Genomic DNA, 25,003 nt, shown 5'->3' with positions numbered 1-25,003 from the left:
TGGGTGCCGCCTCAGTGGCTGCGCATCTTGGCGCGCAGCCGGGCGATCGACTGGCTGTGCAACTGGCACACGCGCGATTCGGTGATGCCCAGCACGGCGGCGATTTCCTTGAGGTTCATGTCCTGCTCGTAGTACATGCTCATGATGTACTGCTCGCGCTCGGGCAGGCCTTCGATGGCGCTGACCAGGGACTGGCGCAGGCGCTGGTTGCGCAGCAGTTCAAGCGGGTTGGCGTCTTCGTCGGCCACGTGGCGGTCGAGAAAGCTGTCGTCGTCGTCGTGTCCGCCGGTCATGTCTTCGATGTAGACCAACTGCGTGCCACGCACCTTGCCGAGCAGGCTCTGGTAGTCGCCCAGGCTCATGTCAAGCTCGGCGGCGATTTCGGATTCGATCGGGCTGCGGCCCAGCTTCTGCTCCAGCCGGTGCACGGCGTGCTCGATGTCCTTCTGGCTTTTGCGCGAACCGCGCGACATCCAGTCGCCTTCGCGCAGCTCATCGAGCATGGCGCCGCGGATGCGCTGGGTGGCAAAGGTCTCGAACTGCACGCCCTGGCTGGCCTGGTAGCGTGTCAGGGCCTCGGTCAGACCGATCATGCCAACCTGGATCAGGTCGTCCACCTCCACGTTGGGGGGCAGCTTGGCAATCATGTGGTGCGCCAGTCGGCGCACCAGGGGCACGTACTGCTTGAGCAGGGCGTCCCGGTTGAGCTGACCTTTTGCCGTGTACATCAGTGGCTCCGAACCAATTGAACCTCTTCGTCTGCGGGGCGGTGAAGCAGGGAGGCCGGGGCTGCGCCAAGGGGAATCGCATTCTCCATCAGTCGCAGGGCCAGCATCTGGATGTCGCGCCCTGCCACCTCATCGTCAGTGAAAGACTTTACTGTCATTGAATCGAGGTAGCAACCCATGTGACGGGTGAAGCAATTCTGCAGTGTTTTGCGGGCCTGCAAGGCGCGCATCACCATGTTTTGTGTGGGTTCCGTCACCATGACGGCCACCGACGGCATCAGCAAGGCCTGCTCCATCAACACTTTCATCGCCTGGTAGGCGCTGAGCATGTGGCGCGGCTCGGGGGCGACGGGCACCAGGGGGCGCACGCCCGTGCTGGCCAGCGCCGGGCCCAGCCGGGCGGCGCTGCCATAGACCAGCAGCATGCCGAAGGGGCTGAAGTGCTCGCCCAGGCTTGCGCGAGCGTGGGCATCGAGCTGGCCGCTGCGCGTCAGCTCATGCCAGCCCAGGGCTGCGGGCACGATGGTCCAGGGCAGTTCCAGGTCGGCCACTTCAGAGGGGCTGCACTGGTCGACGAGGATCTGCTGCAGGCCCGGTGCCTCTTCGGTTTCGAGGCTGTCCGTGTCCAGCACCGCCACCGACAGGCCTTGTTCGACGAAGCCCTGGCAGAGCTGCCACAGCAGCCGCAGTTCGGCCTCGCCGCTGCTGTGCCGGATCACCGGGACCAGACGCAGCACCGGCTGGGGCATCTGCCGGCGCAGGCCGGCGCTTTGGTCAAGACCCGCTTCAAACATGGGCACTCTCCGAAACGGCCATGTTGCTGTTCGAGAAGAAGTAGTTCAGGTCGACGGCCTTGGGGTCGAAGGCCGACTTGCCCGGGGTGCGCATGGAGGCGCGCACCAGCTTGCCGGCGTCGGCGGCTTCCCAGTCTTCAGGCACGCGCTGGCCATTGGTGACCCCGCGCAGCACCACCTGGTGGCGGATCAGGGCGTCGAGCGCCGGGCCCAGTTTCACGGCCTCGTCCACCTTCGAGAGAATGGTCTGTTGCACGCCGGTGGTCTTGAAGCACGACAGGGTGTCATCGATGGTGTCGCCGTGGCTGCCGGCGTTGACCACCAGCAGCTTCTGGATGCCGGGCAGATCGAGCACGTCGAGCATCTCGCGCTTGCGCGGATCGCGCGGGGCCAGGCCGGTGGTGTCGATCAGCACCATCTTCTTGTTGCCCAGCAGGCCCAGCAGGTCTTGCAGAGCGGCGCGGTCGTGGGCCAGGTGGGCCACCACGCCGAGCATGCGGCCGTAGGTGCGCAGCTGTTCGTGTGCGGCGATGCGGTAGGTGTCGAGCGTGATCAGGCCCACGCTGCCGGGGCCATGCACACGGGCGCACAGGGCGGCCAGCTTGGCGGCGGTGGTGGTCTTGCCCACACCGGTGGCGCCCACCAGGGCAAAGATGCCGCCTTCTTCGTACAGCGGGTAGCTGTCGGCGTCGGTCTTGAGGTTGCGCTCCAGCACCTCCATCAGCCAGCGCACGGCTTCAGCCGGGCCGGTCTCGGCGGGCAGGCGCTCCAGGATGGCACGGGCCAGGGCGGGCGAGTAGCCGGCGCGGATCATCTTGAGCATCAGGTTGGACTGGATCGGGTCCTGCTTGGCCTGGCCCAGCCAGGCCAGGGTGTTGAAGCGCTCTTCGATCAGCTCCTTCATGGCCTGCAGCTCGTTGACGATGCCTTGCTGGTTCACGGCCGGGGCTGCGGCCTGGGCCACCGGGGCCTTGGCACGGGACGGGGTGACGTCTTCGAACACCGGACGGGTGACGGCGGGGCGCGGGGCCGGGGCCTTCTTGAAGGCGATCGGCTGGATGTCCTTGGGGGCCGGGGCGGGCATCTCGCGCTGGGTGCGCGGGGCCATGGGGGCATTGTCTTCGGCGGCCATGGCCTCCTGACGACGGCGCAGCATGCGTTCGCGCACATAGTCCTGGAAGGACAGGGTGCTCATGGCCAGTTCGGCGGTGTCTTCGCGCACGCCGCGCGGGCCCAGCTCGGGCGGGTTCATGGTCGCCAGCTTGCGGCTCAGGCTGGAGCCGGGCACCTGGGTCAGGCCGTGGCCTTGCGAGGGGCCGCCTTCGGTGTGCTGTTCCAGGGCCGACAGGGCGTCTTCGCCGGTGGCCATCACCTCGACGCCATTGGCGGTGGGGCGGTTGGACAGGATCAGCGTGCCCTCACCAAAAGCCATTCGTGCCTTGGCCAGTGCTTCGCGGGACGTTGCGGCGTGAAAGCGCTTGATGTTCATGATGCGGCACCTCTCAGGATGGGACCAATGCGGATCGTGTGTGTTTCAGGGATTTCGCTGTGCGCCAGGACTTGCATGCGGGGCGCCAGTCGGCGCACCAGGCGAGCCATCGCACCGCGGATCTGATCGGGGACCAGCAAGCAGGCGGGCAGGCCCATTTCTTCTTGCTTGTTGGCGATTTCGGCGGCGCTGCGGGTCAGCGCGTCGGCCACGCCCGGGTCGAGGGCGGTGCCGTTGTTGTTGCCCAGGGCCTGCACCAGCAGGCGCTCCAGGCCGGGTTCGATGGCGATGACGTTGAGTTCACGCGCCGGGCCATAGATCTGTTGCACGATGGCCGGCGACAGGGCAATGCGCACGCGGCGGGCCAGCTCGACCGGGTCGGTGATGGTGCCGGCGTACTCGGCCAGGGTTTCGATGATGGTGCGGATGTCCCGGATGTGCACAGCCTCTTCCAGCAGCAGCTGCAGCACTTTCTGGAAGTTGGCGATGGTGACCATTTTGGGGACGACTTCTTCAATCAGTTTCGGGGCCAGTTTGCCCACATGCTCGACCAGTTGCTGGGTCTCCGTGCGGCTCAACAACCTGGCGGCCTGTGTTTGCATCAAGTGTGACAAATGAGTGGCCACCACGGTTTCTGAATCAACCACGGTAAAACCGGCCATTTGCGCCGCTTCCTTCTGGCGATCGTCGATCCAGTGTGCTGGGAGGCCAAAGGCCGGGTCGGTGGTGGCGGTGCCGATCAAGGGGGTGGTGATGCCGCCCGGGTTGATGGCCAGGAACATGCCGGGGAAGGCTTCGCCTTCGCCCACCATCACGCCGCGCAGGGTGATGCGGTAGGCGCTGGGCTTGAGTTCGAGGTTGTCGCGCACGTGCACGGCCGGGGGCAGAAAGCCCACTTCCTGGGCGAACTTGCGGCGCACGCCCTTGATGCGGGTCAGCAGGTCGCCCTGGCGCTTCTTGTCCACCAGGGAGATCAGGCGGTAACCCAGCTCCAGCCCCAGCAGGTCGATGGGCTGCAGATCGTCCCAGCTGGCCTCGCCATCGTTGGTGGCGGGTGGCGGGGGCGGGGGCACGTTCTTTTCGCGCTCCAGTCGGCGCGACAGGCGCCAGGCGCCGTAGCCGATGGCCGAGCCCATGCTGAGAAACACCACATGGGGCATGCCCGGCACGATGCCCAGCAGCATCAGGATGGCGGCGGTGATGCCCAGCACACGGGGCGAGCCCAGCATCTGGCTCATGATCTGATTGCTGACGTCGTGTTCCTTGCCCACACGCGAGACCACCATGGCTGCGGCCACCGAGATCAGCAGGCCCGGGATCTGCGCCACCAGCGCATCACCGACGGCCAGCAGGATGTACGAATTGGCAGCCTGGCCGGCGCTCAGGTCGTGCTGCACCATGCCGACCGTGAAACCCCCGACGATGTTGATCAGCAGGATCAGGATGCCTGCCATGGCGTCGCCACGCACAAACTTGGAGGCACCGTCCATGGCGCCGAAGAAGTTGGCTTCTTCGCCCACTTCGAGGCGGCGGCGGCGCGCTTCGGCTTCGTCGATCAGGCCGGCATTGAGGTCGGCGTCCACCGCCATCTGCTTGCCGGGCATGGCGTCCAGGGTGAAGCGGGCCGACACTTCGGCAATCCGCTCGGCACCCTTGGTCACCACCACGAAGTTGATCACCACCAGGATGGCAAACACGATCAGACCGACCGCAAAGTTGCCGCCGATCAGGAAGTGGCCAAAGGCCTCGATCACGGCGCCGGCCGCGCCTGCACCGGTGTGGCCCTCCAGCAGCACCACCCGGGTGGAGGCCACGTTGAGCGACAGGCGCATCAGCGTGGTCAGCAGCAGCACCGAGGGGAAGGCCATGAAGTCGAGCGGGCGCACCATGTAGGCCGCCACCATCATCACCATCAGCGCCACCGCGATGTTCAGCGTGAAGAAGGTGTCCAGCAGCCAGGCCGGCATGGGCAACACCATCATCGACAGGATCATCACCACCAGCAGCGGGGCCGACAGGCCCTGGATCAGGTGGGCGTGCGGGCCCAGGCGTTGTTGCAGGTTTTTGAGCAGTTCGTTCATGCGTCAGCTCCGGCCCGGGTGGGCTTGTTGAGCGGATCGAGTTCAGGCGGCACGTGCGGATCGGGCTGCTGAGGCATCGGGCCCTGGCCCCGCATGGCGGCCTTGAGGCGGTAGACATAGGCCAGCACCTGGGCCACGGCGGCATACAGGCTGGAGGGGATGGTCTGGTCCAGCTCGGCATGGGCGTACAGGGCGCGCGCCAGCATGGGCGACTGCAGCACCGGCACCGAGTGGCTGTTGGCCACTTCGCGGATCTTGAAGGCCAGCAGGTCGGCACCCTTGGCGATCACTTGCGGTGCGGCCATGGTGGCTTCGTCGTACTTCAGGGCCACGGCAAAGTGGGTCGGGTTCATCACCACGAAGTCGGCCTTGGGTACGTTGGAGATGCTGCGGCGATGCGATATTTCGCGTTGCTTGGCGCGCAGCTTGCTCTTGACCTGGGGGTTGCCCTCGGCGTCCTTGTTTTCGCGCTTGACTTCGTCGTGCGACATCTTCAGCTTGTCCATGAAGAAGTGCTTTTGCAGCGGGACATCGATCACGGCCGCGGCGAACACGATCAGCAGCAGCAGCGACAGGCCCTTGACGATCCAGTTGACCAGGTGCATCACGGCGGCGGCGGAGGGTTGCATCAGCAAAGAGGCGATTTCCTGGAAGCTGTTGGACAGGTAGTGCCAGCCGGTCCAGCCCATGATGGTCGACAGCAGCGTCAGCTTGAGGATGTTGACGACCTGCTGTTTGGAGAAGAGGTTGCCCATGCCCGAGATCGGGTTGAGGCGGCTCAGGTCGGGCATCATGGGCTTGAAGCTCATGACCCAGCCGCCCGAGGCCACTTCACTGGCGATGGCTGCACAGGCGATGACAGCCGCAAACAAGAGCGATGCCCCGACAGCGATGGCCGTCATGTGCTGCAGCTGGTTGATCATGTTGGCCGGCCGCAGCAGGGTCTCGGCATTGAAGGTCAGTTGCTGGATCAGGGCCTGCTTGAGGTGTTGCACCAGCGGAGGGGTCATGACCCACAGGGCGGCGGCACCGGCACCCAACACCACCATGTGGGACAGGTCCTTGGAGCGCGAGGCCTGACCATCACCACGCGCTTGGCTGAGCTTGCGCTGGGAGGCGGGTAGGGGGCGGTCTTGGTTGTCCATGGTGACGGTACGAGGCTGTAACCGTCATTCTGAAAGCCCGCAGAAAAATCTAAAGTCTGAAAAGCAGGGACATTCTGGCTTGTTCCCTGCAGGGCGGGCTGCTGTTCGTGCCCGTGGCTTTGGCTGGCAAAAATGACACCCCCGCTCACCGGGGGTGGCCCTGTGTCCGGCGGGCCCCTGAAAGTTCAGAAGCCCAGGCTGGCCAGCAGATCGTCTACCTGCGATTGGTCGGTGACGATGTCGGCTGTGTGCTCGGGGTCGACCACCGGCCCGGCCAGATGTTCACGCGGCGCAGCGACCGGTGTTTGCAGGGCCACCGAGTTGGGGGCTGTCTGTATCACCAGTTGCACCAATTGCTCTTCGATGGTGGCCGCCAGGCTGACCACGCGGGCAATCACCTGTCCGGTCAGATCGTGAAAGTCCTGGGCCATCATGATTTCGGTCAGATGGCTGTCGGCTACACGGGTGCGCTTTTCCACATCCGCCAGGTAGTTGAGCAGGCGCCCGCTGGCCACGGCCCGAACCGGGTCCTTGATCAGGGCGGCCTTCACGGCCTGGGTATCGCTGGCCAGCTCATCCTGTTCGCTCTTGGCCAGCTCCACCCGGTTGAGCACCTTTTCGGCGGCCTCACCGGTGAGGCGGGCGATGTAAGGCAGTCGGCTTTTGGCGTCCGGCAGTTCACCCATGGTGCCCCGCAGGCGCTCGGTGTAACCCAACTCGTTGAGCGCGTTGTGCAGCTGCCGGGTCAGGTGGCCGATTTTTTGATGGACGTCTGTGACGTCGCCATGGCTCGCAGACTGGGTGGAGTCGCTGGTATCCATGGTGATCTCACAGGCCCATTTTCTTGAGGATGTTGGCCACCTTCTCTTCGAGAGTGGCTTTCGTGAAGGGCTTCACGATGTAACCGGCCGCCCCGCCTTGGGCCGCTGCCACGATGTCTTCCTTGCGGGCTTCTGCCGTCACCATCAGCACCGGCAGGTGCTTGAGTTTTTCATCCGACTTGATCTCGGCCAACAACTGGAAACCGTTCATGTTCGGCATGTTGATGTCCGTGACCACAAAGTCAAAACGACTGTTGCGCAATTTGTTCAGTGCCGCGACGCCGTCTTCGGCCTCGTCAGCTTCGGTGTACCCGCTTTCTTTGAGCAGGTTCCGCACGATTCTTCGCATCGTCGAGAAGTCGTCGACGATGAGAAAGCGAAGGGTGTTTGCCACAGGTGACCCTTTCGATCTTGAAATTCTGTGTAAAAAGTCTTTGGGAGCGCTACCGGGATGTTAAGGTTTTTTTCCGCTCAAAACCTCAGTTTCTTTCCCGTTCTCGGTTTCTGTTGTGTTGGGAGGCACTTTTATTGAACTCAACAGTCGTTCTTCAGCCTCTCGCGTCATCACTGTGATGCTGATGCGCCGGTTGACCGGCGCCCTAGGGTTGTTCTTGTCCATCAGGTCGACGGCGGCCAAGCCGACCACCCGGGCCAGTTTGTCGTCCGGCATGCCTGCTGACACCAATTCGCGGCGCGAGGCGTTGGCCCGGTCGGCCGAGAGTTCCCAATTGCTGTAGCCCCGTTCGCCATTGCCATAGGGTGCGGCATCGGTGTGGCCGGCCAGGCTGATGCGGTTCTCCACCCCGTTGAGGGCATTGCCGATCTCGCGCAGGATGTCGCGCATATAAGGTTTGACCAGCGCGCTGCCGCTGTCGAACATGGGGCGGTTCTGGTCATCGACGATCTGGATCTGCAGCCCGTCGGGGGTGATCTCGAGTTTGATCTGCGACTTGTACTCGTTGAGTTTGACACTGTCCGTGATCAGCGCCTCAATTTTGTTCTTCAGGTTGGCCATGCGCTTGGCATCTTGCTTGGCCAGTTCGGCGCGGACAGCCTCAGGATGGTTCTTGGCGGCCGATTTGGCATCGGCGGCTTGGTCGGCTTTCATCACCTGGCCCACCGATTTGCTCAGGTCGGTGCCCCCGCCCGGGATGATGCTGGAGCTGTTGCCCGCCCCGGAGCCACCCGCCATGGCCACCTTCATGGGGGAGGCAAAGTAGGAGGCGATGCCCTGCAACTCGCCCTTGGCTGTCGAGCCCAGCAGCCACATCAGCAGGAAGAACGCCATCATGGCCGTCACAAAGTCGGCGTAGGCGATCTTCCAGGCGCCCCCGTGCGCAGCGTGGCCACCCTTCTTGACCCGCTTGATGATGATCGGCTGTAGCTTTTTGGCGTCTGCCATGGGAGAACGGTTGCCTGCCTGTTATTTATTTCTTGCCGCGCACGTGGGATTCCAGCTCGGAGAAGCTGGGCCGGTCGGTCGAGAACAGCACCTTGCGCCCGAATTCGATCGCGGTGGTCGGGTTGTACCCCTGCATGCTGGCCAACAAGGTGGTCTTGATGCACTGCAGTTCCTTGGCCGCATCTTCCATCTTCTGCTCCAGCAGGCCGCCCAAGGGCTCCATCACGCCATAGGCCAGCAAAATGCCCAGGAAGGTACCGACCAGTGCCGAGCCGATCATGCCTCCCAGAACCGCTGGCGGCTGGCCCACCGAGCCCATGGTGTTCACCACCCCCAGCACGGCTGCCACAATCCCGAAGGCCGGCAGGGCGCCCGCCAAGCGACCCAGTGCCGCCACCGGGGCATGGGCTTCTGCGTGGTGGGTGTCGATTTCGGAGTCCATCAGGGCTTCGATCTCGTGGGCATTCAGGTTGCCCGACACCATCATGCGCAGGTAGTCGGTGGTGAATTCGATCACATGGTGGTCATGGCCCACCACCGGGAATTTGCTGAAGATGGGCGAGTCGTGCGGCGATTCGACGTCTTTTTCGATCGCCATCAGCCCCTCTTTGCGCGCCTTCTGAAGAATTTCATAGAGCATGGTCAGCAACTCCATGTAGCGCGCCTTGGTGTACTTCGAGCCCTTGAGCGCATCGGGCAGCGCCTTCATGGTGGCTTTGAGCACCTTGGGTTGGTTGTTCACCACAAAGGCGCCCAGGGCGCCGCCAAAGATGGTGATCATCTCGAAGGGCAGGGCATGCAAGATCACGCCGATATTGCCGCCGTGGGCAATGTAGACGCCAAAGATGCAGCCTAGGCAGACGACGTAGCCGATGATGACGAACATGCGGGGTCAGGTGTTTTTGCGGCTGGGCAGGGCCGGTTGGTCGGGTTGGTGCCAACCGCTGCAGAGCGGATGGCACCATTGACAGCGCTAAATGTATCGGATTGCTGCGGGGCTAAGGGGGGCAACAGAGGCCGGAACGGGGCCTTTCTCCTCTTCGTTGATCCCGTTCAGGCCTGTTGCACCCGCTGTGGGGCGATGCAGTACAGAACCGTCTCTTCCTGGTGGATGGTGTAGTGGTCCACGTAGAGCTGGTAGAAGGGGTAGGTCTGCTGGATGTGGAGAACGAGCTCGAACAGGTCGTCGGGCTTGTGGTACAGGGAAATCCCCAGTTTGGGCTGAAAGCGCAGGATGCTCTCGTGGGCACCTCGCAAGGCATCCATCTCGGAGCCTTCGATGTCCATCTTGATGTAGTCGACACGAGGGATGCCTCCCGACTTCACCAGGCTGTCGATGCTTCGCAAAGGCACTTGCTGCTGATCGACGCGGAAACCCGGCGAGTACTTGTTCACGACGATGGGGGCGCAATCGACGTCGATGTTGGCCAGGCCGTAGGGCATCAGTTCCACGTTGGCGATCGGAAACTGCTGGCGGTTGTGCTCCATCAATTCCAGGTGCTCGGCCACCGGGTCGAAAGCGAAGACCTTGCCCGTGGGCCCCACCGCGTTGGAGAACACCAGGGCCGTGTCTCCGGTGCAGGCGCCACCGTCGATGACGTAATCCCCTGTTTGGGGAGCCACCACGATGCCATTTTTGTCGTAGAAGTACTGGCGGCGGAACAAATAATATTCAAGCCCCAGACAGTCGATCTTGTATGGATGCCCTTCATACTGAAAGTCGAAATGCTTCAGTTTGCCAAACATGCCGGTCAAGGCGAGCTGGCTTTCAGATCCTTGTTCAAGCGCTTGATAGGCTGCATATTCCTGAGGCTTGAAGAGAAAATCCACCGGTATTTTGACGCTGTGGTGACCCGCCAGACGGTAACCGATCAAAAATAAATACAGGAGTTTGGAGTCGTCGTTGCCCAAGGCGGCATACGCCCTGAACAAATCATCGTGGTGCCGGAAGAACCAATCGAAATAAAAAGTGCGCTGACCGACTTCAAAAACGCCCGATCGATCAACCCCATCCGAGTTGTAGCGCTGTTTGTCGAAGTTATCGAAATAGGTGTTCATCTTCAAAGCCTGGATGGAGGCCGAGAGGATGGAGACGTAAAAATCCTGGCTGGTACTGGGAAGGGCATTGAACATGGGGGCTGCTCCTGTTGAGGCCGTTGCCTTGGGGAAACGCCAAGGCTTGACACTAATGTATCGAGAGAGCCTCACGGGTGATGTGCACAACAGCCGGGTCAATCCCAGTCTTTACAACCCTTGTCTTGGTCGGAGTGGGGTAATTTCACAGCCTGTCACCCTCGAGCGGGATGGCATGGTGGTTTGCAGGGACGGCAGATGTGCGCCCCGTTGAGTCAGTGTCTGATGGGCCGCAGGAGCCAGAAGCCAAGGGCTTGAAAACACGACCAGACTCATTCTTCCTGAGTACTCGGCATGGATTGCCAAGGGCAATCACTTCGTCGGGAATGTCGTTGTACACCGCGGATTGCATTCCAATCACAACGCCTTTTCCAATGACGGTTCTCTCTTTGACTGCGCAGTTCAGCCCAATGAATGAGCAGGTGCCAATCTTTGCAGCACCACCGAGCACCGTGCAACTGGATATGACGGAGTGGCTGCCGATCACAATGTCGTGGCCCACAATGGTGTTGATCTCCAGCATCACATTCTCTTCGAGAATCGTGTTGCTGGAGACAAAAGAGCCTGGTCCAACAATACACCCAGGTCCGATTTTGGCCGTGGGTGAAATGCGTGCGCTGGGGTCAATAAGGGTCGCCAAGGTGAAGTTTTTTTGGCTCAGTCGTTGATGCATTTCCAAGCGAAATTGTGGTTCGCCAATCGCAATAACGCACTCGAAAGATGCTGGCCAAGCGTTCAAGTCTGTCATTTTAAGAACGCCAAGGCCATAATGCTCCTGATCCTGGCGCAGATCATCCAGAAAATGAAGGGTGCCCCATCTGTTTTCTGAGCGGTTGATCAGTTGCGCCATGTCGGCGATCTCTCGCCCGGTGCTGCCCGAGCCGTAGATCATCAGGTCCATGTTGAATGACTTCAGTGGTTCTGGTGCCAGGGAAAGGCAATGCCTTTGACGTCCTTGAGTTCGCTGGGCGGCGGAAACTGCTTGTCACGCTCGAGCATCCTCTTGATCAGTTCGGACAAGGTCAACTCGCCTTCTCCAACGCAAACGGCCTGGATGTTGTTGTTCAGAAGAACGTCTTCGGCCGCAATGGTGGGGTGGGGGCCGCCAGCGATGATGGGAACGGCCGAGTCGAACTCTCGAACGGCTTTGACCACGGACACGAAGAAGTTCTTGTAATACGACATGGTCCGAACACAAATGAGGTCGGGTTTGAAGTCGGCAAGAAGGGTCTTCAGGCCTTCATCGCTGTCGAAGTCAACATAGGATTTGATGATCTTGCCGTTGACTTTGTCGCCAAAGTCCCGGTCGATGTACGACTGGAGTGCCAGCATGCCCAGGGGCGCTTCGACAATCTTCAGTTCGGCGTTGTCGTCTTTGGAGTAAAACTGCGTGGCATCAATGAACAGCACGTTCAGTGCGTCGGGCTTTTTCTCGACAGGCGCGCCCTGCATGGTTTCATAATCAATCCTAGAGGGGTTCGGGCTGGGTTGAACCGAAAAATCGATTTCTGAGCGATCGATTTTGGCCAGCCGCAGGATGTCATCCATCGTGTTGATCTGGCTTGGAAAATACGATTGATACTTGAAGATCAACTCTTCTTCGTTGAACGTCGACAATTGCTTCTGGATGATGTACTTCAGGCGGTCCTTGTTGAGAACGTAATTCCTTACCAGGTCCAGTCGCAGCTTCATCGAAAATGCCGGGTCGAAATGCATCGTTGTCGGCATCAGGTGGTAGGGAATGGTCAGTGACTCATTGATTTGCTCAGGGGTCACGCCATTCTCGAGGGCCACCTTTTCCAACAAGGAACCAGGAAATATTCTGACATTGTGGAAGCCGATGAAGTGCAGCCACTTGATGTCCTTGATGAAGTCAACCGTGGAGCGGGCCTCTTCCTCGGTTTCGGTCGGGAAGCCATGCATCGCATTCAAACCGAGAACAACATGGGGGTACTGTGTGGCGATGTATTGAAGATTTTTCAGGAACTTGTCAATGTTCAAAAATTTCTTCATCATCTTCTGAAGACGCGGAGAAGCACTCTCCAAAGAGATGTTCACGCTTTTGACGCCGCCTTCCACCATGGCGTCGGCAGCCGACGCATCCAGTGCATCCCCACGCAATCCGCTTTGAAAGTAGAAATTCATGTTCAAGCGGTTGTCTTTCACCATCTTGAAGAAATTGATGAATTCCTTTTTGTTGATGTTGAAGATGTCATCCACAAATTCAATGTCACGCACGCCGAGTGATGCCAGGTGCTCAACTTCGGCGTAGATGTTTTCGGAAGTCCTGCGGTACAAATTCGGCGTCAGCTTCTGCACATCGCAGTAAAAGCAGCGGTAGGGACAACCACGACCGCCTTGGATCGTCATGCAGTTTCGAATGCCACTTTGCCCGATGAATTGATGGTATTTTTTGTAATCAATCAATGACCGGTCGATCAATGGCAGGGTGTCCAGGTCTTCAATCTGTTCGCGCTGATCCGTGAAACAAATTCCGTTGGCAGTCACCTTGTGCTTGACGTGCTGTTTGATGTGCTGCGTCGAAGGGTTGTGGAAGATGATCTGTGGGGAAATTTGTTGAAGCATGACGGATCTCCGTGGCGGCGAGGTTGTTCGGGCGTGGGTTGTTTATGGATTCAACGGCTGAGAAAAATATTCATGCATTCCGGGCCCATCGTTGTGGGGCGCTGCTGAGCCAGTGTCGCCAGAGTCACCGGCCTGCCAGCGTACTCACTCGGACGCCTTGGGCCAAGTCAGTATCGACGATGGCTTGGATGTCAAAAGGGGCAAATTGGGGGGGGAACGGCTGGCTGTTCGTGGGTAAAGCGGCGTTTGTGCGCCAGATGCTACGCCGGATCTCGGAGGGCAGGAACCCTGGCCGAATGCCTCTTTGGTCCGGAGTCTTGAGTGGCGTGCCCGATGCGACTGTCTGGCGTGGGGTGTTTGTGCCGTGCAGGGTTGGTTGCGCCCCAATCTCCATCCTTGATGCCGTGGCCCGTTTGAGAGTGCGGCACCTCGGTTTTCGTGCCGGCCTTTCAGGCGTTCTTTCTGGCTTTAATTGCGACGCAAATCGGTGTCATTACGGCTCTTAGGGGCCTGAGCGCTCTGCTAGCATCCATGCGATCAAGTCGGGGCGATTCCGGGCGCCAATGCAGCGATCGCGTGGCTTTCAAATGAAACGAGGTGGACGATGTCCAACAAAGAACGGTACGACCAAGTGTTCGAGAAGTGCTTTTCTGTCCAGCCGGGTGTGCTGGATGAGAAGTTTGTCTACAACTGCATTCCCGCCTGGGACTCGGTCGGCCACATGGGCCTGATCGCGGCGCTCGAAGAAGAGTTCGACATCATGATGGACACGGAAGACATCATCGAGTTCGGCTCCTACACCGTGGGCATCGAGAAGCTGAAGAAGTACGGCGTCGACATTTCGGCATGAACCTGCTTTGCCCCCGCTTTCCGCAGCGGCCAGCGCTGGTGCTGGACGGGGGGGCAGTGCTGAGCTACTCGCAGCTGCAGCAGGCCGTGCAATCGTTCAAGTTGCACTGGCAAGCCCGAGAGCTGGTTTTTCTGCTGCTGGACAACGACCTGAGCTCCATGGTGAGCTATTTGTCTGCCTTGGCCGCCGGGGCGGTGCCCTTGTTGCTGGCGGCGGGCTTGCCTGAGCATGCGTTGCGCAGCCTGCTTGACCGGTACCAGCCTGAGTGCGTTTGGCTTGCGGCCTCTCGGCAGGCCGAACTGCCAGGCTTCGACGCCGTGTTGTCGCAGGGCGGCTATGGCTTGTGGCGGCGGCGCCAGCCCATGTCACCCCCACCGGGGCCGCTCCACCCCGATCTGGCGCTGTTGCTGGCCACCTCGGGATCGACCGGCACCCCCAAGCTGGTCCGGCTTTCGGCGCAGAACCTGCTGTCGAACGCGGACTCGATCGCGCAATACCTTCAGCTGGATGAGCATGACCGGGCGATCACCACCCTGCCGTTCAATTATTCCTATGGGCTGTCCGTGATCCACAGCCACCTGCGCGTGGGGGCCTGTGTGGTGTTGACACGCCTGGGCTTGTTCGATGGGGCGTTCTGGCCCTTGCTGAGGCAGCAGCAGGTGACCCGTTTCCAAGGCGTGCCCTTCACCTACGAGATGCTGCTCAAGTTGCGGCTGGACCGGCTCGACATGGGCTCTGTGCGCAGCATGACCGTGGCCGGTGGCCGGCTGGCGCCCGAGCGGGTGTTGCAGGTCCATCAAAGCTGTCAGGCCAAGGGCATCGATTTTTACGTGATGTACGGGCAGACCGAGGCCACGGCGCGCATGGCCTACCTGCCGCCGGCGCAGGTCGGGCTCAAGCCCGACAGCATCGGACGCGCCATTCCCGGTGGCCAGCTGGGTTTGATCGATGAACAGGGCGAGGCGGTGTCGGAGGCGGGCAAGACGGGGGAGCTGATCTACCAGGGGCCCAATGTCAGTCTGGGCTACGCCGAATCCAGGGCGGATCTTCAGTTGGGCGACACCCACCAGGGTGTTTTGCGAACGGGCGACCTGGCTCGCTTTGACGCAGAAGGTTGCTTCTACATCGAAGGCCGCCTGCATCGTTTTCTGAAGATCCATGGGGTGCGTGTGTCGCTGGCGGCTGTTGAACAGTTGCTGGAGCAGCGTGGGCTGGCCGCGGCGGCCTGGGGTGTGGATGATCGCCTTTGCATTTCGGTTCAAGCCCCCGATGCCGCCGGGCTGCCGGTGCTGCGTGATGAGCTGGCCGGCCTGTTGAATGTGAATCGCTCGACCTTGTCGCTGCACGCGCTGCCCGCGTTGCCACGCCTGGACTCGGGAAAAATCGACTATCCACGCCTGAGTGCGGCAGTTTGATGGACCTGTCCTCAATCCCACCCTATGGCTTGGCCTCGGCGGCCAAGCGCGAGTTCCTGGGCGGGCAACTGCAGCAGTTGCTCGACTGGCACCGTGCGCACTGCGAGCCCTACGCCAGGGTGCTCGACCGGCTGTGGTCACCGTCTCCCGTCGCTCCAAGCCTGGAGGATCTGCCTTTCCTGCCGGTTCGACTGTTCAAGGAAATGGAGCTTCTGAGCGTGCCGCACAGCGACATCGTCAAGACCATGACCTCGTCGGGCACGGGGGGGAAGTTGTCCAGGATCTTTCTGGACAAGGCGACGGCCGCCTTGCAAATCAAGGTGCTGGCCAAGATCATGGCCGACTTCATCGGCCCCCAGCGCCTGCCCATGCTGGTGATCGACAGCCGCTCCACCGTGTCGGACCGGCTCAAGTTCTCGGCGCGCACTGCCGGCATCCTGGGCTTTTCCATGTTCGGCCGCGAGGTGGAGTTTGCGCTCGACGACGACATGCAGCTGAATCTGCCGCGGGTGATGCGCTTTCTCGAGAAGTACCCGGACGGCCCGATCCTGCTGTTCGGCTTCACCTTCATGGTCTGGCAGCACCTGGTGCTGGCGCTGGAGGACCAGGCACAGCATCTGCCGCTGGAGCGTGGGGTGTTGATCCATGGCGGGGGGTGGAAGCAAATGCTCGCCCAGGCCGTCGATGCGCCTGTCTTCAAGGCCCGGCTGGCCCAGGTCGCCGGGCTGCGTCGGGTTCACAACTACTACGGCATGGTCGAGCAGACCGGCTCGATCTTCATGGAGTGTGAGGCCGGGCAACTGCATGCTTCGTCGTACTCCGAGCTCATCATTCGCGACCCGCATGATTTTTCAGCGCTGGGCCCGGGCAAGACGGGGCTGATTGAAGTGCTGTCGGTGATCCCCCGCAGCTACCCCGGCCACATCCTGCTGAGCGAAGACCTGGGCGAGTGGGGCGGTGAGGACGATTGCCCCTGCGGCCGCATGGGGCGTCATTTCAAGGTTCATGGCCGCATCCAGCAGGCCGAAGTCAGGGGTTGCAGTGACACCTATACCCGCTGAATTGCGTGCCCGGATCGATTTTCTGGTCGGGCAGCCCGACAGCCTGTGTGAGCTGCCGGTGCCCGTGTTCGATCCGGCGCGGCTGGCGTTTCTGGCCGACCTGTCGAGCCAGTTGATGCAGGACGTGCGCCATCTCGATCTGCCGGATGTGGTCACCTTTGCCTTCTGGTGCCGCAAAGCGAATCTGGCGCGCCTGGCTTTGGCGGCGCAGGACGATCGTTTGCGCGTCGGGCTGGGCCTTGTCTTTCACATCTGTCCGTCCAACGTGCCGGTGAACACGGCCTTTTCGCTGGCCTTCGGGCTGCTCAGCGGCAACAGCTGTGTGTTGCGCCTGCCCTCGGCCGCAAGCCCGACGCTGGATGTGTTGCTGGCGGCGATCGCCACCACCTTGGCCCGCCCCGAGCATGAGTCGGTGCGCTCGGCCGTGGCGCTGTTGCGTTACGCCCATGACGATGACATCAATGCCTGGTGGTTGTCCCAGGCCGACGGCCGCGTGATCTGGGGGGGCGATGCCACGGTGGCGCACATGCGCAGCTTCCCCACCCCGGCACGCTCACGCGAGGTCGCCTTCGCCGACCGGTACTCGTTTTGCGCGCTGGGGGCGCCGGCATTGAACGCCTTGCCCGAGGCCGAGCTGAAGGGGCTGTGCTCGCGCCTGTTCAACGACCTGTACCTGATGGACCAGAACGCCTGCTCGTCGCCGCACCTGCTGGCCTGGGTGGGCACGGCTTCCGAGGTCGAGGCGGCCCAGGCGCGCCTGTGGGCCGCGTTTGAGCGCGAGGCACTGGCGCGCTACACCCTGGCACCGATTGCGGCGATGGACAAGTTTGTCGAGGCCTGCGCCCGCAGTGTCCAGGATGAGGAGGTGCTGCGCATCCATCGTCATGGCAATGGCCTGTATCGGTTGGCGCTCAGCGGCCTTCACTCTTCACCCACCACGCGCCGGGGGCACCACGGCATGGTGTACGAGGTGGCGGTGGATTCGATTGACGCGGTGGCCCCGTGGGTGGATCCGCGCTTTCAGACGCTCACCTACTTCGGCCTGGACGTCGCACTGCTGAGGTCGTTTGTCGTGCGCCATCGGCTGCGGGGCATCGACCGGGTGGTTCCCGTCGGGCGGGCCCTGGACATGGGCATGCATTGGGATGGCTACGACCTGATGTCGTCCCTGTCCCGATGGGTCGATATTCAATGAATGAAATGAGGTTTTCCGTGGAGAAATTCAGTCTTGATTGCGTGCAGCTGCAGGCCTACCAGCCCAACCGCTATCCGTTCCTGATGATCGACCATGTCGACGAGGTGGTGCCGGGTCAGTACGCCCGCGGCTACAAGAACCTGAGCCTCAACGAGTGGTATTTCCCCGTGCATTTTCCGGGCGCGCCCAACATGCCGGGGGCCTTGCAACTCGAGGCCCTGGCCCAGATGTTGACGGTGGCGATCACCACCTTGCCGGGCTTGCAAGGCAAGGTGACCCATGCCCTGTCGCACACGGTGCGTTACCGCAAGGAAGTCCTGCCCGGCAAGAAGTTTGAAATCCACACCGAGGTGTTGTCCTGGAAGCGCGGCATCTGCAAGGGCAAGGGCGTGGCCTATGTCGACCAGGAGGTGGCCTGCGAAGCCGAGATGATGATCACCATCCCGGACATCCTCAAACAGTACCTGCCGACTCGACCGGCTTGAGGCTGCGTGGTGCAAGAGGCGGACGTTCTGATCATCGGCTCCGGCGCCTGCGGGGCCGCCGCCGCCTGGCGCTTGAGCCAGGGGACGGCCTTGCGCATCGTCTGCCTGGAGCAGGGGGCTGCGTCGGTGCCCGAGCGCTACCCTTCGCACACCGCGAGCTGGGAGCTGAGCCGACAAGCTGATTTCAGCCCCAATCCCAACGTGCGGCAGCGGCCTGGCGACTACCCCGTCGATGATTCGCAATCGCCCATTTCGCTGGCCAATTTCAATGGTTTTGGCGGCAGCACGATCCTGTACTCGGGGCACTTCCCGCGATTTCATCCTTCTGATTTCAAAGTCCGTTCGCTGGACGGTGTGGCCGACGATTGGCCGCTGAGCTACGAGCAACTGCGGCCGTACTTTGCGGAGAACGAGCGGCAGATGGGTGTGGCGGGGCTGGTGGGTGATCCGGCCTATCCCGACTACGAGTCCCTGTTGCCACCTGTGCCGCTGGGCGAGATGGGGCGGGCGCTGGCCCGGGGCTTCAATCAACTGGGTTGGCATTGGTGGCCGGCCTACAGCGCCATCAACACCCACCGGCATCTGAACCGGGCCCCGTGTGTCAACCTGGGGCCCTGCAACACGGGTTGCGCCCAGGGCGCCAAATCCAGTGTCGATGTCACCTACTGGCCTCAGGCTCTGCGCCAGGGGGTGGAGGTCCGCACGGGTTGCCGTGTCGTCGAGATCTGCCTGGACAGCACGGGCGCCGCCAACGGGGCGCTGTATCTGGATGAGCAAGGCGCCTTGCACCGGCTTCGGGCCCGTGTGGTCGTCGTGGCCGCCAGCGGTCTGGGCACCCCCCGCTTGTTGCTCAATTCGGTGTCCACGGCCTTCCCGGACGGCCTGCTCAATGAGCAAGGCCTGGTGGGCACGCATCTGATGCTGCACCCGCTGGCCTATGTCGAGGGGGTGTTCGAGCAGGACCTGCGTTCCAGCATCGGCCCGCATGGTTGCTGTCTGCTGAGTCAGCAGTTTTATGAAACCGACGCCCAGCGCGGCTTTGTGCGGGGTTACACCTTGCAGGCTTTGCGGGGGGCCCCGCCTGTGGAGACCGCGGTCAACGGGTATTTCATGCGCCGCATTCCGCTGGGCCCGGACCATCACCGCGAGTTCATGCGCACCTACAACCACACCGCCGGGCTGGCCGTGATCACAGAAGACCTGCCCGAGGCGCACAACCGCATCGTGCTGGACCCCGAGCACCGCGACAGCAGCGGCATGCCGGGGGTCAAGGTGCACTACACCCTCAGCGACAATACGCGCAGCATGCTCAAGCACGGCGTGGAAGCCAGCAAGCAGTTGCTGACGGCTGCCGGGGCCCGGATCAGCGCTTCGTTTGCGCCCATCAGGCATGCGGGTTGGCACATCATGGGCACGGCACGCATGGGGCAGGATGCCGCCACCTCGGTGGTCAACCCCTGCGGGCAGGCGCATGCCGTCAAGAACCTCTTCATTGTGGACAGCAGCATTTTCGTCACCGCCGCCGCCGTGAATCCGGTGGCCACCTCGCAGGCGCTCACCTTGTACCTGTGCGATCACATCAAACGGCAACTCCACGAATTGGGTTAACGATCATGTTGAATCTGGTTCTTGACACCTTGCTGCCAGGCGACGAGGCGCTCCATGCACCGCCTGCGTCGTCGATCGACTTTGCGGCCTACCAGCAGCGCTTCGGCATCGAGCAGCAGGTGGCCGATTTTCTGCAGGGCCTGAGTGATCTGGCGCAGCAGCACCATGCACAGCGGTTTGAAGCGCTGGACATGGAACAGCGCCTGAAGCTGGTCGATGCACTGCGTCGGCAGGACCTGCGCTTGTTCACCAGTGTGGTCACCCATTGCCTGCGCGCCTATTATTCGAGCGAGCGGGTGTTGCGCGGCCTACCGTCCGGTGCCGTGCCCCCGTTTCCCGAGGGCAACCCCATGCCTGAGGATGACTGGTCTTTGTTGGAACCGGTCTATTTGCGTGGCCCCATTGACCGTCCTGTGGACACCCCATTGAAATGAACACCCTTCTGCTGCAAGGAAAAGTGGCCGTCGTGACCGGTGCCAATCGGGGCATCGGCCGCGCCATCCTGACGTGTTTTCGCGCCCATGGATGCAGTGTCTATGCCTGTGCGCGTCAATTGGATGCGCTGCCCGACATCCCGGTCGACCCGCCGTTGGGTGCCGACGCCGGGTTCCTCGAATGGGTGGCGCTCGATCTGGCTTCGGAGGCGTCGATCCGTGAGGCCTCCCGGCGCATCCTGGCCGACAAGCGAAAGATCGATGTGCTGGTGAACAATGCCGGCACCGCCAGCGGCGCTTTGTTCCAGATGACCACGATGGCCGAAATGCGGCGGACCTTCGAGGTCAACCTGTTCGGCCCCTTGCAGTTCAGCCAGGGGCTGGCTCGCTGGATGGCGCGCCAGGGCGGCGGCTCCATCATCAACCTGGCATCGACGGCGGCCTTCGTGGCCGATGCGGGCACGCTGGCCTATGGCAGCAGCAAGGCCGCGCTGGCCCGCGCCACCCAGAGCATGGCCACGGAACTGGGGGCTTCGGGCGTGCGGGTGAATGCCATCGCGCCAGGCCTCACGACAACCGACATGTACGAGCAGATGGACCCCGCTGCCCGCGAGGCGCTGCTGGCGGCCAGTGCCCTGAAGCGCCCCGCCTCGCCCGAAGAAATTGCCCATGTGGCCTTGTTTTTGGCTTCCGATCTGTCCTCGTACGTGACCGGCCAGGTCATCCGTGCGGACGGGGGCCTGGTTTGACCCTGGAAAGCTTATGAGTACCGAGCACATCGAGCAGATGGCCCGCCTGATGCGGCGCAAGATCCTGGACATCAGCCACAGCTGCAACCTGAGCGCCCATCTGGGCGGCGGGCTGTCGATGGTGGACATCATGGCCACCCTGTACGGATCGGTGTTGCGCGTCGACCCGGCCCAGCCCCGGTGGCCCGAGCGCGACCGTTTCATCCTGAGCAAGGGGCATGGGGTGCTGGGGTTTTTCAGTGCGCTGCTGGCCGCCGGTTTCATCACCGAGGCGCAGTTCCAGTCCTTTCAGACCAACGAGAGTGACCTCATCGCCCACCCGGTGATGAACCTCGATCTGGGCATCGAATCGTCCAACGGCAGCCTGGGGCAGGGCCTGTCCATGGGCGTTGGCCTCGCGCTGGCGGGGCGCAAGAAGGGGCTGGGTTACAAGACCTACGTCATGCTGGGCGACGGCGAATGCAACGAAGGCTCGGTCTGGGAGGCGGTCATGTCGGCCGCGCAACTGCGTCTGGACACGCTGGTGGCCATCGTTGACTACAACAAGCTGCAAAGCGACGGCGACAGCCGGGTGATTCTTGACCTGCAGGACCTGGCTGCCAAGTTCCGCAGCTTTGGCTGGCATGCCCTGGAGGTCGACGGCCACGATGTGCCTGCCTTGCAGGCCGCGTTTGCTGCGCCCACGCCGCCCGGCCTTCCCAAGGTCCTGGTCGCGCACACCGTGAAAGGCAAAGGGGTTTCCTTCATGGAAAACAACAATGAGTGGCACCACAACCGATTGACCAAGGCCAATTACGAGCGTGCCCTGGCCGAACTGGAGGAGGGCGGACATGCTTGAAATCACTCCCAGCAATGCCCGGCAGTGGTCTCGCCTGGGTTCCCGTGGCGTGTTCGGCCAAGCCATCCTGTCTTTGGGGGCGGATCACCCCGATCTGATGGTGATGTCGGCCGATCTGGGCAACTCCTCGGGTCTGGACCGTTTCAAGGCCTCCTACCCGGATCAGTTCCTCAACATCGGCATCGCCGAGCAGAACCTGGTCGGGGTGGCCGGCGGTCTGGCCAAGGAGGGCTACAACGTGTTTGTGACCTCGTTTGCGCCCTTCATCTCGATGAGAGCTGCCGAACAGGTGCGTATGAACCTGGGCTACATGGCATTGAACGTGAAGGCCGTCGCCATCGGCAGCGGTCTGGCCATGGCCTTTCTGGGCAACTCCCATTACGGCATCGAAGATGCGGCCGTCATGCGCGCGATTCCGAACCTGACCGTGGTGTGCCCGGCGGATTGTGCAGAGATCGTCAAGACGGTGCAGGCGGCAGCCCACTTTCAGGGCCCGATGTACATCCGGCTCACCGGCGCGGTCAACAACCCGGTGGTCTATTCGGAAGACTACGAATTCACCATCGGCAAGGCGATCTGGTTGCGGGAGGGGCGCGATGTCACCTTGATCGCCCACGGCACCATGGTCTACGAGTCGCTGGAGGCGGCCAAGCTGCTGGAGGCCGAGGGGGTGTCGGCCGCCGTACTCAACATGCACACCCTCAAGCCTTTGGACACCGAGGCGCTGGACAAGGCCCTGGCGGGTTCGCGTGCCATCGTGACGGTGGAAGAACATTCGCTCATCGGTGGCCTGGGCGCCGCCGTGGCCCAGCACAAGGCCCCGCTTCGCCAAAGCCCGCCCCAGTTGGCATTGGGTCTTCCGGATGAGTTCGTGGCGGCTGCCGACTATCGCTTCATGCTGGAAAGGCACGGCCTGGTCGGCGCATCCATCGCGGCGCGGGTGCGTGAGTTTCTGGCCTGAACCTGGGTGCGCGCCTGGCCAAGCGTTCAGGCTTGCGTGATGATCCCGGCGATGGTTTCTACCTCGGCATCGCTGAGATCCGGGTAGATCGGCAGGCACAGGATCTGGCTGGCCATTCTGCGGGCCACGGGCAGAAGATGGGGTTGCGCCGAGGGCAGCCCTTTGTACATGGGAAAGTCGCTGATCAAGGGGTAGAAGTAGCGCCGGGCGTGGATGCCGCGACTGGCCAGAAGGTCATACAGCGCGTCGCGGCTGATCGGGAAATCGCTGCCGACCAGGATGGGGAAGTAGGCATAGTTGGCGGTCTCGCCGGCCACCCCGTCGACACACTGGATGCCTGGGCAACGATTCAGCAGTTCTCGATAGCGTTGATCGATGGCCTGCCGGCGCTCGATGGCCTGCTCGACATACTTCAGTTGCAAAAGGCCGAGCGCGGCATTGAACTCACTCATCTTGCCGTTGATGCCGGTGGCCACCACGGTGGTTTCGTTGGCGAAGCCAAAGTTCTTCAGGTGGTTGATGCGCTCCTTGGTCTTGGCATCCGGGCAGACGATGGCTCCACCCTCAAAGGTATTGAAAACCTTGGTGGCATGAAAACTCAAGACAGACAGGTCGCCGTGTTTGAGCACACTGCCGGTTCCGGTTTTCACGCCGAAAGCATGGGCGGCGTCGTAAATCACCTTGAGGTTGTAGTCATCGGCAATTTTCTGGATGCTTTCAACGTCGCAGGGGTGCCCGTAGCAGTGCACGGGCAAGATGGCCGTGGTCTGGGGGGTGATGGCGGCTTCGATTTTGCTCGGGTCCAGGTTCAGCGTTTTTTCGTCGATGTCCACGAACACCGGCTTGATCCCGTTCCAGAGCAGCGAATGCGCTGTGGCCACAAAGGAGTACGGGGTGGTGATCACCTCCCCGGTGATGCGCAGCGATTGCAGCGCGGTGACCAGGCCAATGGTTGCGTTGGCGAACAGCGCCACATGGGGAACGCCCAGATACCGGGCCAGTTCAGCCTCCAGTTGCTGGTGATACGGGCCGCCATTCGTGAGTTGGCCGCTCGCCCAGATTTGCTGCAGGTGCGGAATCAACTCCTCCAGCGGCGGCAGAAAGGGGCGGGTGACGTAAATCTTATGGTTGCTCATCGTCAAACCTTGTAGGTGTCGCCTGCCTTCTGGCCTGCTTTTGGAATATCGGTATCCAGCTTATAACTTCTGGATCAATCCACGCAATTCTTCCAGATGCGCTTGGGGTGTCACAAGAGGGCGACCCCGGTCGGCCAAATCAAATATCAAGGTACTCAGCGCCTCATAGGTGCATTGCAGCAGTTCTTTGGCAATCGGGCGCAATTCCCGGCCCAGTTCACTCGACTGGAGCATGGTCAATACCGCCTGAATGACGCCCATGTCGCTGAGCAGGCGCCCCGTGCAGTTGGCCTTGCTCAGGTAGCGCTGGGGTTTTGTGAAGAAGGTGTGCTCGTCAAAGATGAAGTCGTAGGTGCGCACGGTCTCTTCAGCCCGTCTGGACAGCCCCACCGTCTGCGCGGTGCTGCTGGAGCCATGGATGCGGTAGACGCCCTGGGACTCGTTCAGCACATAGCCTGCCGAGCGGGCTGCCAGCCGGGCAAAGATATACAGGTCCACATACCCGTAAGCCGGCTCTCCGACGAGTTCATTGCGGGCGATGTGGCGCAGCAGGCCTCCCACCTCGTCAAAGGTCGAGCGCCGGATCACGGCAAACGAGGTGATGATCCAGTTGGTGATGCACAGGGAGTTGACCAACTGGTGCGGGCCGGTGGGCAGATCCGGTCGATAGACCCCCATGTCGGGCAAGATCTGACCGTTCTGGAACCGATCGTAGAGGCTGTAACCGAAGCCACATTCAGGGTGCTGCATCATGCCGTTCAGCACCAGTCGTTCCAGAAACTGAGGCTTGATCACGTCGTCGTGGTTCAGCCACACGACATATTCGGCCTGCGTCTGGGCGTAGATTTTCTGCAGGCTGCGCACGGCGCCGATGTTTTTCTCGTTCTGGGTGAAGTCGATGGGGAGGCCCAGTCCGCGCCATTTGTCGATCACGGCTTGCACAGGGTTGCCCGGGCTGTCATCCACCACATGGACTCTGAAGTCTTGCCAGGTTTGACGGGCGACGGATTCGAGGCACTCGTCCAGGTATTCCGGCTGGTAGTAGGAGGTGATGAGGATGTCGACGGCGTGTGTCATGGTGCGGCTCGTTCT

The 25,003-nt window shown here is 61.8% G+C and carries 24 protein-coding genes; 10 read left to right on the top strand and 14 right to left on the bottom strand.

The genetic code is table 11. From position 1 onward, the window contains the following. Window positions 1-11: 11 nt before the first annotated feature. The 12 genes from F624_RS0120750 to F624_RS0120695 form a co-directional block, all read right to left on the bottom strand. The gene (locus F624_RS0120750; RefSeq protein WP_019576273.1) at window positions 12-728 is read right to left on the bottom strand and encodes an RNA polymerase sigma factor FliA; all 717 of its coding nucleotides are present in this window, start codon (window positions 726-728) and stop codon (window positions 12-14) included. After that, window positions 728-1,522: a hypothetical protein gene (locus F624_RS0120745; RefSeq protein ID WP_019576272.1), complete on the bottom strand. Its 795-nt coding sequence runs from the start codon at window positions 1,520-1,522 to the stop codon at window positions 728-730. The genes F624_RS0120750 and F624_RS0120745 overlap by 1 nt, the downstream gene beginning before the upstream one ends. Next, window positions 1,515-3,011 (bottom strand): flagellar biosynthesis GTPase FlhF, encoded by a 1,497-nt coding sequence (flhF, locus tag F624_RS0120740; RefSeq protein ID WP_019576271.1) that lies wholly within the window; start codon window positions 3,009-3,011, stop codon window positions 1,515-1,517. The genes F624_RS0120745 and flhF overlap by 8 nt, the downstream gene beginning before the upstream one ends. Then, window positions 3,008-5,092, bottom strand: a complete 2,085-nt coding sequence (flhA, locus tag F624_RS0120735) for a flagellar biosynthesis protein FlhA (protein WP_019576270.1) — start codon at window positions 5,090-5,092, stop codon at window positions 3,008-3,010. Before flhA ends, flhF begins: the two co-directional genes overlap by 4 nt. Then, window positions 5,089-6,237, bottom strand: a complete 1,149-nt coding sequence (locus F624_RS0120730; protein WP_019576269.1) for an EscU/YscU/HrcU family type III secretion system export apparatus switch protein — start codon at window positions 6,235-6,237, stop codon at window positions 5,089-5,091. The genes flhA and F624_RS0120730 overlap by 4 nt, the downstream gene beginning before the upstream one ends. A 185-nt stretch (window positions 6,238-6,422) precedes the next feature. Next, window positions 6,423-7,058: a protein phosphatase CheZ gene (locus tag F624_RS0120725; protein WP_019576268.1), complete on the bottom strand. Its 636-nt coding sequence runs from the start codon at window positions 7,056-7,058 to the stop codon at window positions 6,423-6,425. A gap of 7 nt (window positions 7,059-7,065) precedes the next feature. Continuing rightward, window positions 7,066-7,452, bottom strand: coding sequence for a chemotaxis response regulator CheY (gene cheY / locus F624_RS0120720; protein WP_019576267.1), 387 nt, complete (start codon window positions 7,450-7,452; stop codon window positions 7,066-7,068). Between the two features lie 60 nt (window positions 7,453-7,512). Continuing rightward, the gene (gene motB / locus F624_RS0120715; protein WP_019576266.1) at window positions 7,513-8,460 is read right to left on the bottom strand and encodes a flagellar motor protein MotB; all 948 of its coding nucleotides are present in this window, start codon (window positions 8,458-8,460) and stop codon (window positions 7,513-7,515) included. Between the two features lie 25 nt (window positions 8,461-8,485). Continuing rightward, window positions 8,486-9,346, bottom strand: a complete 861-nt coding sequence (gene motA, locus F624_RS0120710; RefSeq protein WP_019576265.1) for a flagellar motor stator protein MotA — start codon at window positions 9,344-9,346, stop codon at window positions 8,486-8,488. Between the two features lie 167 nt (window positions 9,347-9,513). After that, window positions 9,514-10,593 carry an FkbM family methyltransferase gene (locus F624_RS0120705; RefSeq protein WP_019576264.1) on the bottom strand — a complete coding sequence of 360 codons (1,080 nt, stop codon included), beginning with the start codon at window positions 10,591-10,593 and terminating at the stop codon, window positions 9,514-9,516. 145 nt (window positions 10,594-10,738) lie between these two features. Then, complete coding sequence (locus F624_RS0120700) at window positions 10,739-11,494, bottom strand: acetyltransferase (protein ID WP_019576263.1); 756 nt, start codon at window positions 11,492-11,494, stop codon at window positions 10,739-10,741. 11 nt (window positions 11,495-11,505) lie between these two features. Beyond that, complete coding sequence (locus F624_RS0120695; protein WP_019576262.1) at window positions 11,506-13,179, bottom strand: B12-binding domain-containing radical SAM protein; 1,674 nt, start codon at window positions 13,177-13,179, stop codon at window positions 11,506-11,508. Window positions 13,180-13,783: 604 nt separating this feature from the next. Here F624_RS0120695 and F624_RS0120690 point away from each other — a divergent pair. Genes F624_RS0120690 through F624_RS0120645 form a run of 10 tightly spaced genes read left to right on the top strand, consistent with a single transcriptional unit; the run spans window position 13,784 to window position 22,775 of the window. After that, complete coding sequence (locus F624_RS0120690; protein ID WP_019576261.1) at window positions 13,784-14,029, top strand: acyl carrier protein; 246 nt, start codon at window positions 13,784-13,786, stop codon at window positions 14,027-14,029. Beyond that, a complete protein-coding gene (locus tag F624_RS0120685; RefSeq protein WP_019576260.1) occupies window positions 14,026-15,444 on the top strand; it encodes an AMP-binding protein in 1,419 nt (472 codons plus the stop codon). Before F624_RS0120690 ends, F624_RS0120685 begins: the two co-directional genes overlap by 4 nt. Beyond that, window positions 15,444-16,505 carry a LuxE/PaaK family acyltransferase gene (locus tag F624_RS0120680; protein WP_084679578.1) on the top strand — a complete coding sequence of 354 codons (1,062 nt, stop codon included), beginning with the start codon at window positions 15,444-15,446 and terminating at the stop codon, window positions 16,503-16,505. The genes F624_RS0120685 and F624_RS0120680 overlap by 1 nt, the downstream gene beginning before the upstream one ends. Next, window positions 16,486-17,700 carry an acyl-CoA reductase gene (locus F624_RS0120675; protein WP_043426372.1) on the top strand — a complete coding sequence of 405 codons (1,215 nt, stop codon included), beginning with the start codon at window positions 16,486-16,488 and terminating at the stop codon, window positions 17,698-17,700. Before F624_RS0120680 ends, F624_RS0120675 begins: the two co-directional genes overlap by 20 nt. 17 nt (window positions 17,701-17,717) lie before the next feature. After that, complete coding sequence (gene fabZ / locus F624_RS0120670) at window positions 17,718-18,185, top strand: 3-hydroxyacyl-ACP dehydratase FabZ (protein WP_031255723.1); 468 nt, start codon at window positions 17,718-17,720, stop codon at window positions 18,183-18,185. Between the two features lie 9 nt (window positions 18,186-18,194). After that, window positions 18,195-19,793, top strand: coding sequence for a GMC family oxidoreductase (locus F624_RS0120665; protein WP_245573692.1), 1,599 nt, complete (start codon window positions 18,195-18,197; stop codon window positions 19,791-19,793). A 5-nt stretch (window positions 19,794-19,798) separates the two neighbouring features. Further along, on the top strand, window positions 19,799-20,227 hold the full coding sequence (locus F624_RS0120660) for a gluconate 2-dehydrogenase subunit 3 family protein (RefSeq protein WP_019576255.1): 429 nt from the start codon (window positions 19,799-19,801) through the stop codon (window positions 20,225-20,227). Beyond that, on the top strand, window positions 20,224-20,976 hold the full coding sequence (locus F624_RS0120655; RefSeq protein WP_019576254.1) for an SDR family NAD(P)-dependent oxidoreductase: 753 nt from the start codon (window positions 20,224-20,226) through the stop codon (window positions 20,974-20,976). Before F624_RS0120660 ends, F624_RS0120655 begins: the two co-directional genes overlap by 4 nt. Before the next feature lie 13 nt (window positions 20,977-20,989). Further along, window positions 20,990-21,814, top strand: a complete 825-nt coding sequence (locus F624_RS0120650; RefSeq protein WP_019576253.1) for a transketolase — start codon at window positions 20,990-20,992, stop codon at window positions 21,812-21,814. Beyond that, window positions 21,807-22,775, top strand: coding sequence for a transketolase family protein (locus F624_RS0120645; protein ID WP_019576252.1), 969 nt, complete (start codon window positions 21,807-21,809; stop codon window positions 22,773-22,775). The genes F624_RS0120650 and F624_RS0120645 overlap by 8 nt, the downstream gene beginning before the upstream one ends. Window positions 22,776-22,801: 26 nt before the next feature. Here F624_RS0120645 and F624_RS0120640 read toward each other — a convergent pair whose 3' ends face one another. Both F624_RS0120640 and F624_RS0120635 read right to left on the bottom strand, forming a co-directional pair. Then, window positions 22,802-23,911 carry a DegT/DnrJ/EryC1/StrS family aminotransferase gene (locus tag F624_RS0120640; protein WP_019576251.1) on the bottom strand — a complete coding sequence of 370 codons (1,110 nt, stop codon included), beginning with the start codon at window positions 23,909-23,911 and terminating at the stop codon, window positions 22,802-22,804. A 60-nt stretch (window positions 23,912-23,971) separates the two neighbouring features. Beyond that, the gene (locus tag F624_RS0120635; RefSeq protein ID WP_019576250.1) at window positions 23,972-24,988 is read right to left on the bottom strand and encodes a glycosyltransferase family 2 protein; all 1,017 of its coding nucleotides are present in this window, start codon (window positions 24,986-24,988) and stop codon (window positions 23,972-23,974) included. Window positions 24,989-25,003 lie beyond the last annotated feature (15 nt).

This window comes from Curvibacter lanceolatus ATCC 14669, assembly GCF_000381265.1.
GTDB classification, from domain to species: domain Bacteria; phylum Pseudomonadota; class Gammaproteobacteria; order Burkholderiales; family Burkholderiaceae_C; genus Curvibacter; species Curvibacter lanceolatus.
The sequence above is the reverse complement of the archived record's forward strand: the minus strand, read 5'-3'. Positions and strand labels throughout refer to the sequence as shown.